The organism is Streptomyces sp. NPDC047525, from assembly GCF_040643025.1.
In the GTDB taxonomy this organism is placed as follows: Bacteria; Actinomycetota; Actinomycetes; order Streptomycetales; family Streptomycetaceae; genus Streptomyces; species Streptomyces durmitorensis.
Window position 1 is genome coordinate 59,607 of sequence record NZ_JBEYTL010000022.1, and the last position, 14,710, is coordinate 74,316.

General features: G+C 73.4%; 15 protein-coding genes. 8 read left to right on the plus strand and 7 right to left on the minus strand.

Annotated features, from left to right (window positions below; genetic code table 11):
* The first annotated feature begins 69 nt into the window (after positions 1–69).
* Positions 70–771 carry an ElyC/SanA/YdcF family protein gene (locus tag ABZ833_RS39930; protein WP_361057882.1) on the plus strand — a complete coding sequence of 234 codons (702 nt, stop codon included), beginning with the start codon at positions 70–72 and terminating at the stop codon, positions 769–771.
* A gap of 270 nt (positions 772–1,041) precedes the next feature.
* Complete coding sequence (locus ABZ833_RS39935; RefSeq protein WP_361057884.1) at positions 1,042–3,159, plus strand: molybdopterin oxidoreductase family protein; 2,118 nt, start codon at positions 1,042–1,044, stop codon at positions 3,157–3,159.
* Positions 3,160–3,221: 62 nt separating this feature from the next.
* On the opposite strand, the gene ABZ833_RS39940 is transcribed toward ABZ833_RS39935, so the two are convergent.
* From ABZ833_RS39940 to cutA, 3 genes are all read right to left on the minus strand, one after another.
* Positions 3,222–3,518: a DUF6355 family natural product biosynthesis protein gene (locus ABZ833_RS39940; protein WP_249590059.1), complete on the minus strand. Its 297-nt coding sequence runs from the start codon at positions 3,516–3,518 to the stop codon at positions 3,222–3,224.
* A 211-nt stretch (positions 3,519–3,729) separates the two neighbouring features.
* A complete protein-coding gene (locus tag ABZ833_RS39945) occupies positions 3,730–4,167 on the minus strand; it encodes a gamma-glutamylcyclotransferase family protein (protein ID WP_361057886.1) in 438 nt (145 codons plus the stop codon).
* Positions 4,164–4,520 (minus strand): divalent-cation tolerance protein CutA, encoded by a 357-nt coding sequence (gene cutA, locus ABZ833_RS39950; protein WP_361057888.1) that lies wholly within the window; start codon positions 4,518–4,520, stop codon positions 4,164–4,166. The genes ABZ833_RS39945 and cutA overlap by 4 nt, the downstream gene beginning before the upstream one ends.
* A gap of 129 nt (positions 4,521–4,649) precedes the next feature.
* Between cutA and ABZ833_RS39955 the strand changes: the two genes are divergently transcribed.
* Positions 4,650–5,366: a hypothetical protein gene (locus ABZ833_RS39955; protein ID WP_361057890.1), complete on the plus strand. Its 717-nt coding sequence runs from the start codon at positions 4,650–4,652 to the stop codon at positions 5,364–5,366.
* Positions 5,363–6,661 (plus strand): HAMP domain-containing sensor histidine kinase, encoded by a 1,299-nt coding sequence (locus ABZ833_RS39960; protein WP_361057892.1) that lies wholly within the window; start codon positions 5,363–5,365, stop codon positions 6,659–6,661. The genes ABZ833_RS39955 and ABZ833_RS39960 overlap by 4 nt, the downstream gene beginning before the upstream one ends.
* Before the next feature lie 21 nt (positions 6,662–6,682).
* On the opposite strand, the gene ABZ833_RS39965 is transcribed toward ABZ833_RS39960, so the two are convergent.
* Positions 6,683–7,339: an NAD(P)H-dependent oxidoreductase gene (locus tag ABZ833_RS39965; RefSeq protein ID WP_361057894.1), complete on the minus strand. Its 657-nt coding sequence runs from the start codon at positions 7,337–7,339 to the stop codon at positions 6,683–6,685.
* Between the two features lie 612 nt (positions 7,340–7,951).
* Here ABZ833_RS39965 and ABZ833_RS39970 point away from each other — a divergent pair.
* From ABZ833_RS39970 to ABZ833_RS39980, 3 genes are all read left to right on the plus strand, one after another.
* Entirely contained in the window at positions 7,952–8,737 is a 786-nt protein-coding gene (locus ABZ833_RS39970; protein ID WP_361057896.1) for an aminotransferase class IV, read from the plus strand.
* Positions 8,738–9,043: 306 nt separating this feature from the next.
* The gene (locus tag ABZ833_RS39975) at positions 9,044–9,604 is read left to right on the plus strand and encodes a hypothetical protein (RefSeq protein WP_361057898.1); all 561 of its coding nucleotides are present in this window, start codon (positions 9,044–9,046) and stop codon (positions 9,602–9,604) included.
* Positions 9,605–9,730: 126 nt separating this feature from the next.
* Positions 9,731–10,465, plus strand: coding sequence for a class F sortase (locus tag ABZ833_RS39980; protein WP_361057900.1), 735 nt, complete (start codon positions 9,731–9,733; stop codon positions 10,463–10,465).
* A 44-nt stretch (positions 10,466–10,509) separates the two neighbouring features.
* Here ABZ833_RS39980 and ABZ833_RS39985 read toward each other — a convergent pair whose 3' ends face one another.
* The 3 genes from ABZ833_RS39985 to ABZ833_RS39995 all read right to left on the minus strand — a co-directional run bounded on the left by ABZ833_RS39985 (position 10,510) and on the right by ABZ833_RS39995 (position 13,048).
* Entirely contained in the window at positions 10,510–11,292 is a 783-nt protein-coding gene (locus ABZ833_RS39985; RefSeq protein ID WP_361057902.1) for a TSUP family transporter, read from the minus strand.
* Between the two features lie 77 nt (positions 11,293–11,369).
* On the minus strand, positions 11,370–11,561 hold the full coding sequence (locus tag ABZ833_RS39990; protein ID WP_249590049.1) for a hypothetical protein: 192 nt from the start codon (positions 11,559–11,561) through the stop codon (positions 11,370–11,372).
* 17 nt (positions 11,562–11,578) lie between these two features.
* Positions 11,579–13,048 carry a ferredoxin reductase family protein gene (locus ABZ833_RS39995; protein WP_361057905.1) on the minus strand — a complete coding sequence of 490 codons (1,470 nt, stop codon included), beginning with the start codon at positions 13,046–13,048 and terminating at the stop codon, positions 11,579–11,581.
* Between the two features lie 441 nt (positions 13,049–13,489).
* Between ABZ833_RS39995 and ABZ833_RS40000 the strand changes: the two genes are divergently transcribed.
* On the plus strand, positions 13,490–14,710 hold the full coding sequence (locus tag ABZ833_RS40000; RefSeq protein WP_361058028.1) for an FAD-dependent oxidoreductase: 1,221 nt from the start codon (positions 13,490–13,492) through the stop codon (positions 14,708–14,710).

The window sequence follows — 14,710 nt, forward strand, 5'->3', positions numbered from 1 at the left end:
GGGATCTGGATGGAGCGGCCGGGGTGGATGCGGTGGTCGGGGGCGAGCGGGCCGTCCAAGGTGAGCGTCTTGGCCCGCAGAGGTGTGGCTCGGCTCGGCCGTCTGCGGCTGCCGCGCACGCGGCGGGGGCAGCGGCGGGCCGTGCAGAGCTTCATGGCCGTCTGCGTGGTGGCGCTGCTGCCCGCGACCTGGCTGTTCGTGACGGCGGAAGGCCGGCTGCACACTACGGCTGACGTGCCGCGGACGCAGGTCGCCGTCGTCTTCGGCGCCGGGCTGTGGAAGGGCGAGCCGTCGCCGTATCTCGCGCACCGCCTCGACGCGGCGGCCGAGCTGTACGAGGCGGGGCGGATCGAGGTCGTGCTCGTCACCGGCGACAACAGCCGCAAGGAGTACGACGAGCCGGACGCCATGCGCGCCTATCTCACCGAGCGCGGCGTGCCGGGCCGCCGGATCGTCAGCGACTACGCGGGCTTCGACACCTGGGACTCCTGCGTGCGCGCCAAGAAGGTGTTCGGCGTCGACCGGGCGGTGCTGATCAGCCAGGGCTTCCACATACGCAGGGCCGTCGCGCTCTGCCGCGCGGCGGGCGTCTCGTCGTACGGCGTCGGGGTCGACGCCAAGCACGACGCGACCTGGTACTACGGCGGCGCGCGGGAGGTGTTCGCCGCGGGCAAGGCGGCGCTGGACGCGGCGTTTCAACCGGATCCGCGCTTCCTCGGGCCCCGGGAGCCTGGCGTGGACCGGGCACTGAGGCTGGCCCCTGGGCCTTGAGCGGGGGCGCGTCTGCCTTCTTGCGTTCGTCCGCCGGGTGCCGGTCGTGGTCCGTCCTCGCGCTGTTCCCCGCGCCCCTGACGGGGCGCGTCTGCCTTCTTGCGCTCGTTCGCCGGGTGCCGGGCGTGGTCCGTCCTCGCGCCGTTCCCCGCGCCCCTAAAGGGGCACCACCGGCTCACAGCGGGGTATGGGGCTTGCTGAGGTCGGGTTACCGCGTGTGTAACGCGATCGCGTCGGGGCGCGTAACAAGCCCGGCAGATGCTGGTCCGCATGCACACCGAGGCGACACCGACCCACTGTCCGTACTGCGCGCTGCAATGCGGGATGGGCCTGGCCACAGGACCCGGCGGGGTGGAGGTCGTGGAGCGTCCCGAGTTCCCCGTCAACGCGGGTGCGCTGTGCGGCAAGGGCCGCACGGCGCCCGCTGTGCTCTCCTCCCGGGTGCGCCTGACCGAGCCACTCGTCCGATCCCACGCCACGGGCCGGCTCGAACCGGCCACCTGGGAGGAGGCCGTCGGCCGGGTCGCCGAGGGCCTGTCCCGCACGCGCGCGGAACACGGCGCGGACGCCTGCGGAGTGTTCGGCGGCGGGGGTCTGACCAACGAGAAGGCGTACGCCCTGGGGAAGTTCGCACGGGTGGCGCTCGGCACGTCGCAGATCGACTACAACGGCCGGTTCTGCATGTCGTCGGCGGCAGCGGCGGGCCAGCGGGCCTTCGGTCTCGACCGCGGCCTGCCGTTCCCCCTGGAGGACATCCCGCGCACCGGCTGTGTGATCCTCGTCGGCTCGAACCTCGCCGAGACGATGCCGCCCGCGCTGCGGTACCTGACGGAGCTGAAGGCAAACGGCGGGAAGCTGATCGTCATCGACCCGCGCAGGACCCGCACCGCCGAGCAGGCCGACCTCCATCTGGCGCCCCGCCCCGGCACCGACCTCGCCCTCGCACTCGGCCTGCTGCACCTGGTGGTGGCCGAGGGGCGGACGGACGAGGCGTTCATCGAGGAGCGCACCAGCGGCTGGCAGGAGGCGCGGGCGGCGGCGATGGCGCACTGGCCGGAGTACGTGGAGCGGATCAGCGGCGTCCCCGTGCCCCAGCTCCGGGACGCGGCGCGGATGTTCTGCGACGCCGAGGCCGCGATGGTGCTCACCGCGCGCGGGCCCGAGCAGCAGTCCAAGGGGACGGACACGGTGGGCGCCTGGATCAACCTCTGCCTCGCGACGGGCAACGCGGGCCGCCCGCTCGCCGGGTACGGCTGCCTGACCGGGCAGGGCAACGGCCAGGGCGGACGCGAACACGGCCAGAAGGCCGACCAGTTGCCCGGCTACCGCAAGCTGACGGACCCGGCGGCGCGGGCGCATGTGGCGGGGGTGTGGGGCGTGGACCCCGACTCGCTCCCCGGCCCGGGCCGCTCCGCGTACGAGCTGCTCGACGCGCTCGGCGGTGACATCAAGGCCCTGCTCCTGATGGGCTCCAACCCGGTCGTCTCCGCGCCGCGCGCCGCGCACGTGGAGGAGCGGCTGCGCTCGCTCGACTTCCTGGCGGTCGCGGATGTGGTGCTCTCGGAGACGGCCCAACTGGCCGATGTCGTCCTGCCGGTGACGCAGTGGGCCGAGGAGACGGGGACGGTGACCAACCTGGAGGGCAGGGTGCTGCTGCGCCGCCGGGCGGTGAGTGCGCCCGACGGCGTCCGGAGCGACCTCGACGTGCTCCACGGGCTCGCCGCCCTGCTCGGCCACGGCAAGGGCTTCCCGACGGACCCGGAGGAGGTCTTCGAGGAGCTGCGCCGGGCGAGCGCGGGCGGGGCGGCGGACTACTCGGGGATCTCGTACGCGCGGCTGACGGAGGGGAACGGCGAGGGGGTGTTCTGGCCCTGCCCCGCACAGGACGACGAGGCGGACGCCGCGCGGGACGACGAGGCTGATGCCGCGCACCCCGGCACGCCCCGCCTCTTCCTCGACCGGTTCGCGACCGAGGACGGGCGGGCGCGGTTCGTGCCGGTGGTGCACCGGAGCGCGGCCGAGGAGCCGGACGCGGAGTATCCCGTGCTCCTGACCACGGGGCGGGTCCTCGCGCAGTACCAGTCGGGGGCCCAGACGCGCCGCGTCGACGAGCTCAACTCCGCTGCTCCCGGGCCCTTCGTGGAGCTGCATCCGCGGCTCGCCGCACGCCTTGAGGTCGGCGACGGCGAGCCGGTGACGGTCGTCTCGCGGCGGGGCCGGGCCGTCGCCCCGGCACGGATCACGAGCACGATCCGCTCCGACACCGTCTTCATGCCGTTCCACTGGCCGGGCGAGGGCCGGGCCAACTCCCTGACCAATCCCGCACTCGACCCGGTGTCGCGGATGCCGGAGTTCAAGGTGTGCGCGGTGCGGCTGGAGCGGGCCTGACGACCGGACATGGCTGCGGGCCGGGGGTTCGCCCCCGGCCCGCGGTCATGCGCGTACGGGAATCAGCAGGTGCGTCCGACGTAGTGCGCGCCCTGGATCTTGCTCGCGGAACCCAGCCAGTGGTTGCCCGGACCCACACAGCGCTCGTAGTCGGGGGCGAGGGCGACCCGCACCTGGATGACCACGTTCGAGCCGTCGCTCGTGCAGTGGTTGTAGAAGGCGTCGCTGCCGGTCTCGTAGAACCCGCAGGGGTTCATGACGGCGGTCGGGGCGTGAGCGGACGCGGCGGCCGCCACGGGGAGGCCGAGGGTGAGGGCTACGGCGCCGACGAGGGCCGGCAGCGAACGGCGAAGGCTCATGGGGCAACTCCTGCTGAGGACGTGGTGCTCACGCACCGACTCGCGCACCGACTGGTGCACACGGAGAGTGTCACAGCCGCCACTCTCCGCGATCATGCGGTTCGCCTGCGTCGCTCGCACGGGTGACGGAGTCCACCGGATCGAGTGCGCAGGCGTTTGAGCTGCGCAATCCGCCCCCTGGCCCGGCTCTCGGCGCCCGCGCCCGAACCCCTCACCGCCGCGGCCTCGACGACGCCCAGTCCCCTCCCCCGATCGCCGTCCCCGAAGCGCGCAGCCTCGCCGCCACCCCGGGCGCCGCCACGTACACCCACGCCCGCGCCGTCGCCCCGTCCAGGAGGGTCACCTCGCGCACCACGCGCTCGTACAGGTTGCGGGGGTCGCCGGGCGCGTACTCCTCCAGTACGTCGAGATCGGCGAGGAGCCGCTCGTACGCGGACGGCCGCGCGGTGATCAACTCGCCGCGCACCGGGCCGCCTTCGGGCTCCTCCACCAGGTACGGGTAGCCGGGCCCCTCGTAGAGGACCGCCCCCGCGAGCCGGGCCGGATCCTCCGTCGTGACGCTGCCGCGCAAGAAGGCGTCGTGGTTCGGCTCCCCCGGCCGCAGCGTTCCGTACACGAAGAACGGCAGCCGGTCCGCCTGCGGCGTCACTCGGCCGTCTCCCGCTCCACCCACTCCAGGTACGCCGCACTCCCCCGCACGACCGGCGTCGCGATGATCTCGGGAGTGTCGTAGTCATGGGCCTCGGTGAGCCACGCCTCGAGCGCCTCGTACCGCGAGGCGGCCGTCTTGAACAGCACCTGCCACTCCCGCGCCTCCTCGATGGCGCCCTCCCACCGGTAGACGGAGACGACGGGCCCGGCGATCTGCGCACACGCGGCGACCCGCGCCGCCACCGCGCCGCTCGCGAGATCCTGCGCCTTCCGGGCGGTGTCGGTCGTGGTCAGGACGGTGAGCACCGCGGCCTGTTCGGGTCCGGATCCGGCTTCGTACGTGGAGGTCATGCACCGATTCTCGCAAGGGCCACCGGACAGGCCGAAGGTCCCGATCTCGGCGTTTCCACCCCGCTCGCCCCTGGCTGTTACACAACCTCCCGGTTTCCGTGATGGACGCTTCCTACCGTCGGTAGAGCCATGAACCTCACCTGCCCCCACCGCCGCCTCCTGCGCCGCGCCGCCGTCCTCACCGCCACGGCGGCCGTCGTGCTGGCCGGATGCGGCAGCGTGGACGGGCTCGGCGCCGGTGAGCCCGCGCCGTCCGTGTCCGTGCAGCCGCGCCCCGAACCGCTCTGGCCCGCCTGGTCCAGTACGTCGTCCAAGGCGCCCGGCGCCGACGCCGCCACCCGCCAGCCGCCACCGGAACCCCTGGAGGGGCTGCCGAAGCTGGGCAAGGGCGGGCTCGGCAAGGAGGACTTCCGTGATGTCCTGCGGGCCGACCCGCGGATGAAGCCGCTCGCCGACCGCGGCGAGATCGACCGCCCCGGCCGGGCCGGGCTCAGGCCGCCGCTCCTTGCGGACCTGACGGGCGACGGGCGGCCCGAGCTGCTCGTGGCCGCCGACACGGAGAGCGGACGGAGCGTCCTCACCGTCTACCGGGAGCGCGACGGCCGCGTCTTCCCGGTCCTTTTCACCTCCGGGAAGCGCATGAGCATCGAGAGGCTCGGCCCGGATCTGCTGGTGCGCAGCCCCTGTGCGGACGGAGGCGACCAGGCCGTGCGGTTCCACTGGGACGGCGTACGGATGTCCACGGTGAGCGACATCAAGAACTACAAGAAGACACCGGACACAGGCGGCTCGCCTTCACCGCGGCCCACCACCGAGCCCTCGGGCGGCGCGGACGGACACAGGTGAAGGGCATCGCCCGGCGAGCGCGCGGCGCGCTCAACGCCCTCGGTCTGCGCTGGAAGATCGCCGCGCTGCTCGCACTCGGCTGCGCGGTCGTCGCGGTCGCCATCGGGATCCTCGTCCACCAGGCGCGCCTCGAGCAGGTCTCCGCGGGCGCCAGGTCCGGGGCCACCGCGCAGCTGGTGCGGGTGCGCCAGCTGTACGAGCTGACGGGGCAGGTCGACACCGCCGGTGACGACGGCACGGAGGCCGCCATCGACGCGCCCGGCCTGCCCGCGTCGCTGCGGGCCGCCGCCCTGGACGGGCAGCGGACCACGTACCTCGACATGGGCGCCGCCGATCCCGTCGTGTGGGCGGCTCGTCCGGTCGGCGACCATGTGCTCTCCGTTCGCGAGCCACTGGCCGAACAGGCCGCCGAGATGGCCGAGTTCGACCAGCAGCTGGTGGTCTCGGGCGCCGTCGTCGTCATCCTCGCGGCGCTCGGCGGCGCCGCGCTCGCCAGCCGTCTCAGCCGTGAGCTGCGGACCGCCGCGGCCACCGCGCGCCGCATCAGCCAGGGCGATCTGGACGCCCGTATCGACCATCCGCGACCGCCGGGCGGCCGCGACGGCAGGCGCGGAAAGGACGAGGTGGCCGAACTGGCCGCAGCCGTCGACACGATGGCCGCGTCCCTGCAGCAGCGCATCGAGGCCGAGCAGCGCTTCACCGCGGATGTCGCCCACGAGCTGCGCACGCCGCTCACCGGTCTGCACACCGCGGCCGAGCTCCTTCCGCAGTGCCGCCCCACCGAACTCGTGCGCGACCGGGTCCTCGCCCTGCGCACCCTCACCGAGGATCTGCTCGAAGTGGCGCGGCTCGACGCGGAGGTGGAGCGGCCCGACCTGGACGCGCATCCCCTCGGCACGCTGACCGAGGGGATCGTGCAGCGGGCGGGGTGCCCGGTGCGGTTCGTGGCCGCGTGCGGCCTTGACGACACGCTCGTACGCACCGACGCGCGCCGTCTTGAGCGGATCATCGCCAACCTCGTCGCCAACGCCCGCAGACACGGCGCCGGTTCGGTCGACGTACGGGTGGCCGGACCCGTGGTCACGGTCAGCGACCAGGGGCCCGGCTTCCCCGAGCACCTCCTGAAGGACGGCCCGCAGCGCTTCCAGACCGGCGCCCGCGAGCGCGGCCAGGGCACGGGCCTCGGCCTGACGATCGCGTTCGGCCAGGCGCAGGTGATCGGAGCGCGGGTGGAGCTGCGCAACGCGGAGGACGGCGGCGGGGCCGTGGCGTCGGTGCACCTGCCGGAGGCCTAGCCCCGCGCGCCGCGCCGGATCTCAACTGCCGTAAGGGCGGACTTCCTTGGCGCTGCGCAGCGCCCACGCCCACCAGTGGAGCTGGTCGAGCATCGACTTGGCCGCGGCGTTCGCGGCCGTCGGGTCCTTGTGGGTGCCGTCGTCGGCGAAGAGCCCGCCCGCGTTGTGGAAGGAGACGGTGTCGCGGATCGTCATGGTGTGCAGCTCGGCGAAGACCGGACGCAGGTGCTCGACCGCGCGCAGACCGCCGGAGAGTCCTCCGTAGGAGACGAAGGCGAGGGGCTTGGCCTGCCATTCGGCGTTGTGCCAGTCGATGAGGCTCTTGAGGGACGCGGGGTAGGAGTGGTTGTACTCGGGGGTGAGGACCACGAAGGCGTCGGCGGCGGCCAGCTTCGGGGTGACCTTGCCGAGTTCGGCGAGTGTCTCGGGCGACGGGTTGAAGGAGAGCGCGGTCGGCAGATGGGATTCGGCCAGGTCGATGACGTCCACCTCGAAGTCCGCGTGCTCGCGGATCCGGGCAAGCAGCCACTCGGCGACGATCGGCCCGAAACGGCCCTCGCGGTTGCTTCCGATGATGACGGCGACGCGAAGGGGTGTGGCGGGGGTCGCCGACGTGGCGAACGGGGCGGTGGACGTGGCGGTGGACGGGGATTCAGCGGCAGTCGTGTTCTGGGTCATGGGGAGAGCCTCGTTGCTCAACCTAGGTTGAGGTCAAGCGGCCCTTTCGGAGAGTGCGGCACACGGCTGCCGCCCGGCTGCCCCGCGGCTGCCGTCCAGCTGTCGCCCGGCTGCCCCGCGGCTGCCGTCCAGCTGCCCCGCGGCTGCCGTCCAGCTTTCGTCCGGCTTTCGCCCGACCGCCCCACGGCCGCCGTCCGGCTGCCGCCTGACTGTCGCCCGGCTGCCCCGCAGCTCGTCCGGCTGTCGCCTGACTGCCCCGCGCTGCCGTCCGGCTGTCGCCCGACTGCCCCGCGGCCGCCGTCCAGCTGTCGCCCGGCTGCCGCCCGGCTGTCGCCTGACTGCCCTGCGGCCGCCGTCCGGCTGCCGCCCGACTGTCGCCCGACTTTCGCCCGGCTGCCCCGCGGCCGCCGTCCAGCTGTCGCCCGGCTGCCCCGCGGCCGCCGTCCGGCTTTCGCCCGGCTGCCGTCCAGCTGTCGCCCGACCGCCCCGCGGCCGCCGTCCGGCTTTCGTGTGACTGCCTCGTCCGGCTGCTGTCCCGCTGTCGCCACCGCCCTCGTCCGCCGCTCCCCTGGCCCCCCACTCGCCCTCACCCCACGTCGTACCGTGAGGCCCATGACAACTCCCGCGCCTCTGCAGCGCCTTGAGATCGACGGCCGGGCCGCCACCGCCGACCGACTGCTGTGGCCCGCGCTCGGCGGGGTCGGGCACTTCACCGCGATGCAGGTCAGGGGCGGCGCGACACGCGGGCTCGCGCTGCACCTGGACCGGCTCGACGCGGCCACGCGCGAGCTCTTCGACCGGGAGCTCGACGGCGAACACGTCCGCGCGCTCATCCGGCACGTGCTCCGCGACGACATCGCCGACGCTTCCGTACGTGTCCATGTCCACGCACCCGAGGGCGAGCCGTCCGTGACGGTCACCGTCCGGGCGCCGGGCGGGGTGTCCGAGAGCCCGCAGGCCCTGCGGTCCGCCCCCTACCAGCGGCCCTTCCCGCACATCAAGCACCTGGGCGGCTTCGGGCAGGCCCGTCACGGAGAGCTCGCACGGCGCGCGGGCTTCGACGACGCGCTGCTCACCGGGCCCGACGGGACGATCAGCGAGGGCGCCGTCGCGAACATCGCCTTCTACGACGGCTCCGGGATCGTCTGGCCCGACGCGCCCTGCCTGACCGGCATCACGATGCAGCTGCTCGAACCGCGGCTCGCGGCCGCCGGGCTGCCCACGCGCCGGGCCCCGGTCACGCTCGCGGACCTCTCGTCGTACGCGGCCGCCTTCGTCACGAGCGCGCGGGGCATCGCGCCGGTGCGGCGGATCGACGCCACGGAGTTCGCGGTCGACGAGAAGCTGATGGGGACGCTGGCGGGGCTCTACGCCGACGTTCCGTGGGACGCGGTCTGAGGCGGACTCAGGTCTGGCCGGGGTCCGGCGGGTGCCCGGGAAAGGCCCCGCCGGGATCGCGGGTCACCCATTCACAGGCGCCGTGCACCCCCTTCGGATACTTCTCGGCGACACGCCGGGTGACCTGCTGGAATGTTCCCGTCGAAGTGTCAGGAGCCGCTCCACCACAGAGTTTCTGACAGACCTTCAGGAGGCGTGCGCCGCCGAGTGCCACTTACCTCGGTAGAGCGGGGTTCGACCGACGCAGCGGCACTTGGGGGTGCCGCGGGCCGTGCCCTCTGAAGGTCCCTCGGAGGAGCAAGCACGATGCGCAAAGCCCGCCTGCTGACCACTGCCGCGCTCGCCGTCGCATCGGCGGGCCTCCTGTCGCCCCCCGCGGCGGCCGCGGTGATCGCCGCCGGGGGAGGCCTGGAGATCCATCCCGCCACGGTCATGCCCGGCTCCACGGTCACCGTGAGCACCTCCGCGTGCGGCGGCGGAGGAACCGCTTCGGGCGATGCCAGCGCGGTGGGCGCGGGCTCGTTCACGCTCGCGCCGAGCACGGACGAGGACCACGAGCAGAACGCGACCGGTCAGTTCAAGGTGCCGCCATCGGCTCAGCCCGGCACCTACGAGATCGTCGCGAAGTGCTCCGGTTCCGGCGCCGACGGCAAGCAGGTGGCGGGCGATCTGTCCGTGACGATCACCTCCACCGCCGCCGCCCGTGAGCAACAGCAAGTGGCTCCGAAGGGACATGTGAAGACGGGGGTCGGCGGCGCTCTGGGCCCCGATCCCGTGCAGACCGCGGCGGGTGTGGCGGCGCTTGCCGTCGCCGCCGCGGGCGGTACCTGGCTCCTGCACCGCCGGGCGAGAGGCGACAGGATCTGACGGACACCCTCCGCTGTCCACCGGTACCGCCAGCCCCCTCCCTCTCCGGGTCCGCCTGTCCCTCGTGGATCCGGAGAGGGAAGCGGGGACCGGCCTCCCCGAACCCTGAGGGGGACGAGTCGAGTGATGCGCAGGAACAGCCCGAGCGGGAACAGTCCTGGCGCGGGGAGCCCCGACTCGGGGAGCCCCGCCGCCAAGAACCCCGCCGCCGGGGACCCCGGCGGGAAGCCCGCCCGGAGGAAGACCGTCAACTCCGCCATAGCCGCGGTCACCGTCCTTGCCCTGTGCTCCGGGGCATGGCTGCTGCACAACGGCACCGCGTCCCATCCCCCGCCCCAGCCGTCCGCCGCGCAGGCCGCGTCGGCGCATCCCCCTTCCGGACGCGCGTCGGCCGCAGCGGCGCTCCCCCCGTCCCCGCCCGACCGGATCCGGATCCCCGCGATCCGGGTCGACGCGCCCCTCATGGGGCTCGGACTCACGCGGCAGGGCAGTCTCGACGTACCGCCTCCGAAGAGGACGAACCTCGCGGGCTGGTACGAGTCGGGGACGACGCCGGGCGAGAGCGGCACCGCCATCGTGGCGGGGCACGTCGACAACGCCGACGGGCCGTCCGTCTTCTACGACCTGGGCGGCCTGACCCGGGGCCGCACCATCGAGATCGAGCGCAGGGACGGCAGCGTGGCCGTGTTCACGGTCGACGCGAACGAGGTCTACGACGCGAAGGACTTCCCTGACGAGAAGGTGTACGGGGCGGCGGACCGGCCGGAGCTGCGCGTGATCACGTGCGGCGGCAGCTATTCGAGGAAGACGGGCTATCAGGGCAATGTGGTGGTGTTCGCGCACCTGACGAGCGTGCGCTGACGGGCGGGGGCCGGCGAGAGGTATCGGCCAGAGGTACCGGCTCCTCAGGCGAGCCACTGTTCGTACGCCATCTTGGCGACGAGGGCGAACACGGTCGTGAGCAGCACGATGCGGACGAATCCGCTGCCCTTCTTCAGGGCGGTGTGGGCGCCGAACATGCCGCCCGCGAGGTTGAAGACGGCCATCAGAGCGGCCAGTTGCCACAGGACCGCGCCCTGCCAGGCGAACATCGCAAGGGCGCCCGCGTTCGTGCAGCAGTTGACGATCTTGGCCGTCGCGGAGGCGGACACCAGGTCGAGGTGGAGCACGGCGGTCAGCGCGAGGACCAGGAAGGTGCCGGTGCCGGGTCCGATGAGTCCGTCGTAGAACCCGATGCCGAGGCCCGCGAGGCCGATGGCGGCGAGGATGCGCTGGGGCGAGGCGGGCTTGGCGGAGGGCGCCGTGCCGAAGGCGGGCCTGAAGATCACGAAGGCACCGACCCCGAGCAGCACCACCATGATCACGGGCTTGAGCACCTCGGTGCTCATGCCGGCGGCGAAGAAGGCACCGCCCATCGACCCGGCGAGCGCGGCGAGCCCGATCCGTACGGCGGTGGGCACGTCGACGGGCGTCTTCCTCACGTACGTCACCGCGGCGCCGGTCGTGCCGACGATGGCGACGGCCTTGTTCGTCCCGAGGGCGTGCGCGGCCGGGGTCGAGCCGGGAAGTCCGAGCAGCAGAGCGGGCAGGAGGAGCAGACCGCCGCCGCCCACCACCGCGTCGATCCAGCCGGCCGCGAGGGCGGCCACGCAGAGGACGACGACGGTGGTCAGAGATATGTCGGGCATGGTCGCGACCTTATGGAGAGGGTGATCATGCCGTCCATGAAATCCGGGAGAGTTGAGGGTCTTCAGAGGTTGCCTCCTCAGGGAGCCGCCTGAGGAGCCGGGACTCCCGCCGGTGCGCGGTCGGGAGCGGGGGGCGACGCCGGTTCGACGGTGAGCGCGAGGACCGTGGCGACCAGCGCGCTCGCTCCGGCGAGACCCGTCGCCAGCTTGCGGCGGGCTTGCAGGGTGGGGCCCTGGGCCGGGCCTACGGGTTTGCGGTGACGTCCCATGTCGGCCTGAAGCCCTCTCAGAAGGTGAAGCACTCGGCGTGGATGCGCTCGTCGGGCACCCCGGCCCGTACGAGCGCGGCGGTGGCGGAGGCGGCCATCCCGGGCGGCCCGCACAGGTACACGTCGTGCTCGGCGAGGTCGGGGATGAGGTTGCGCAGGGCCTGCGGGGCGAGCGGGTCGAAGGAGGCGTCGGACCGTCCGAGCAGATAGTGCAGCCCCGCTCCCCTGCTCCGGGCGATCTCCTCCAGCTCCTCGCGCAGCACGAGCTGCTCGGCGCTGCCTGCCCGGTAGAGCAGGGTGATGTCCCCCGGTCCGCCCGGCAGCGTCTCGAACAGCGCTCGCATCGGGGTGATCCCGACCCCGCCCGCGAGCAGCAGCACCTTCCTCTTCGTACGGCGATGAGCGGTGAGCGCCCCGAAGGGGCCTGTGGCGAGCACGCGCGTCCCCGGCTTCAGGCGCCGCATCCGGCGTGTGTGGTCGCCGATGGCCTTCACGGTGATCCGCAGGGTGTCGTCGCGCACGGGCGCGGACAGGGAGAACGGCAGCGCGGTGCGCCAGAGCCTGCGCCGCAGGAAGCGCCAGCGGAAGAACTGTCCGGGTTCGGCCCGCAGCTCGTCGAGGCCGATGCCCTGCATCACGACCGACACGACACCGGGCCCTTCATCGCGTACGTCGATGACGCGCAGGCTGTGCTTGAGCGCCTGCCGCACGGGCACGACGACGCGGTACCAGACGAGCAGGACCGCCACCGTGGCGTGCAGCATCGACCACAGCCAGACCGTCAGGATGCTGCCCGCCACGTCCGGCCCCGCGAGCTGGTGCACGAAGGCGAGCGCCGCGGCGAGGTAGGTCAGCAGATGCACCGCCCGCCATGTCTCGTGCGGGACGCGGCGCCGCATCGCGCGGGCCGACGTGACGCCGACGGCCATGAGCAGGGAGGTGCCGACGACGGCGAGGGCGAGCCCCGGGTAACCGAGCAGGTCGAGGGTGGCGCTGAGGAGGTCGGTGTCGGCGTGGGCGGCGTATCCGCACAGGGCGAGCAGGGCGTGGCCCAGGCACAGGGTGAGGACGTAGCGGCCGCCGAGGGCGTGCAGCCGCGCGAGCCGGTCGGCGCCCACGCCGTGCTCGACCGCGGGGACGCGGGCCATCAGGAAGAGCATGACGAGAACGCCGTACCCGGCGAGCAGTCCGGTGAGGTGGGCGCCGGTCGCGAAGAGCACGTCGAGCCGGGCCGAGGGTTCGGCCTGCACGGCCCAGAGCGCGGTGACGGCGAGGGCCGTGGCGAGGATTCCGGCGTGCAGGGTGGTGGGGGTGACGCGGATCGGGGGGACGGGGGTGGCGGCGCGGGGCCGCCGCCCGCGTATGCGTCCGGCGACCCGCGGGGGCACCTCTGGCATCGGCGGAACGTCCGGCCCCTCCGTCTGACGCAGGTATGCGGAGAGGGCGGGGTACGCGGCAAGTCGGGAGTCGGCTACCTCGGTGGTCACCGCCGCAGACTAGGCGCGGGGCGAGGGCAGAAGTAGCTGGTCAGGGGGTTGATGCTGATCCTTAAGGTGGGCTTGAGGATCGGCTCAACGGGGGTTAAGTCCGGGCGGGGGTGCCCCACCCGCACGCCACCCGCCTTTGGCACCGCGGGGCAATCGGGCAATCGGGCGGGTGGGCGGGAAAGCTTGTTCGTGCAGGGTCGGATGCGGGGTGAACGGGCGGGTGGGCGGGAAGGCCCTGTTCGGCCAGAGGCGGATGCGGGGGGGCACCCTCACACACCGCCCCGGCGCCCGCTGAGGGCAGCGTTCCCGCCGGGAAACAGTCAGGATGCGGCCGGGTAACACCGCCCCCGCACTCTGCCGTACATGACCTCTTCGCCCCCGAGCCTGCCGAGCCTGCCGGGCCCGCCGAGCCTCCCGAGCTCCCAGAGCTCGCCCTCACCCGTGGTGGTGATCGGCAGCGGCCTCGCCGGTGTCCGGCTCGCCCAGCGGCTCGGGGAAAGGGGCGCTGCCGGCGCCGTACTCATCGGAGAGGAGCCGCACGCGCCGTACAACCGCGTGCTCCTCGCCGACGTACTCTCCGGGCGGCTCGGCCCCGAGGTCATCGGCCTGCCTCCCGTACCCGGCGAGTTCCTCCGCACCCGCGCCGTCCGCGTGGACCGCGCCGACCGGATCGTGCACTGCGCTGACGGCAGCGTCGTCCCGTACGGCACCCTCGTCCTCGCGACCGGCTCCAACCCCGTGCTACCGCCCCTGCGCGGTCTCTTCGAGCCCGGTGCCGCAGACCTGCCGCGTGGCGTGCACGCCTTTCGGACCATGGACGACTGCCTCGCCCTGTCGGATGCCGTACGGCCAGGCACCCGCGTCGTCGTCATCGGCGGCGGACTGCTCGGTGTCTCCGCCGCCCGCGCGCTCGCCGTCCGCGGCGCCCAGGTCGTCCTCACCCAGCAGGGCGACCGGCTCATGGAGCGCCAGCTCGACCCGGCCGCCAGCGCGCTGGTCCACCGGCATCTCACCGAGCTCGGCGTCGAGGTGCACACCGAGTGCCGGGTGCGCGGGGTGCGGCAGGCCGACGGCGCCATCCGCTCGGTGGAGCTCGCCGACGGGTACGTCCTGGGCACCGACCTCACCGTTCTCGCCTGTGGCGTACGCCCCCGCACGGGACTCGCGCAGGCCGCGGGCATCGACGTACGCCGCGGCATCGTCGTCGACGACGAGCTGCGCACCTCCGACCCGTACATCCGGGCCATCGGCGACTGCGCCGAGCACTCCGGCGAGGCCCGCTGCCTCGCGGCGCCCGCGCTCGAACAGGCCGATGCGCTGGCGGATTCCTTGATCTCCCCGCAGGACGCGCGCCCCTATTCCGGCACCCGCGCCCTCACCCGACTCACCCTGCACAACGGAAACCCCGGCTCCGCTCCCCTGGACCTGGCGGCCTTCGGCGACCCCGAGCACCGGCCCGACGACGACGTCGTCCAGCTCGCGGACGCCACCCGTGGCACGTACCGCAAGGTCGTCGTGCGCGGCGACCGGCTCGTCGGCGGCGTGCTGCTCGGCGAGCTCACCGCCGTCGGCGCGCTCGCCCGCGCCTGGGAGGCCGACGACCTGCTGCCCGACGACGGCAGCCCCCTGCTCCACCTGCTCACCCACGACGGAGGCCTCTGA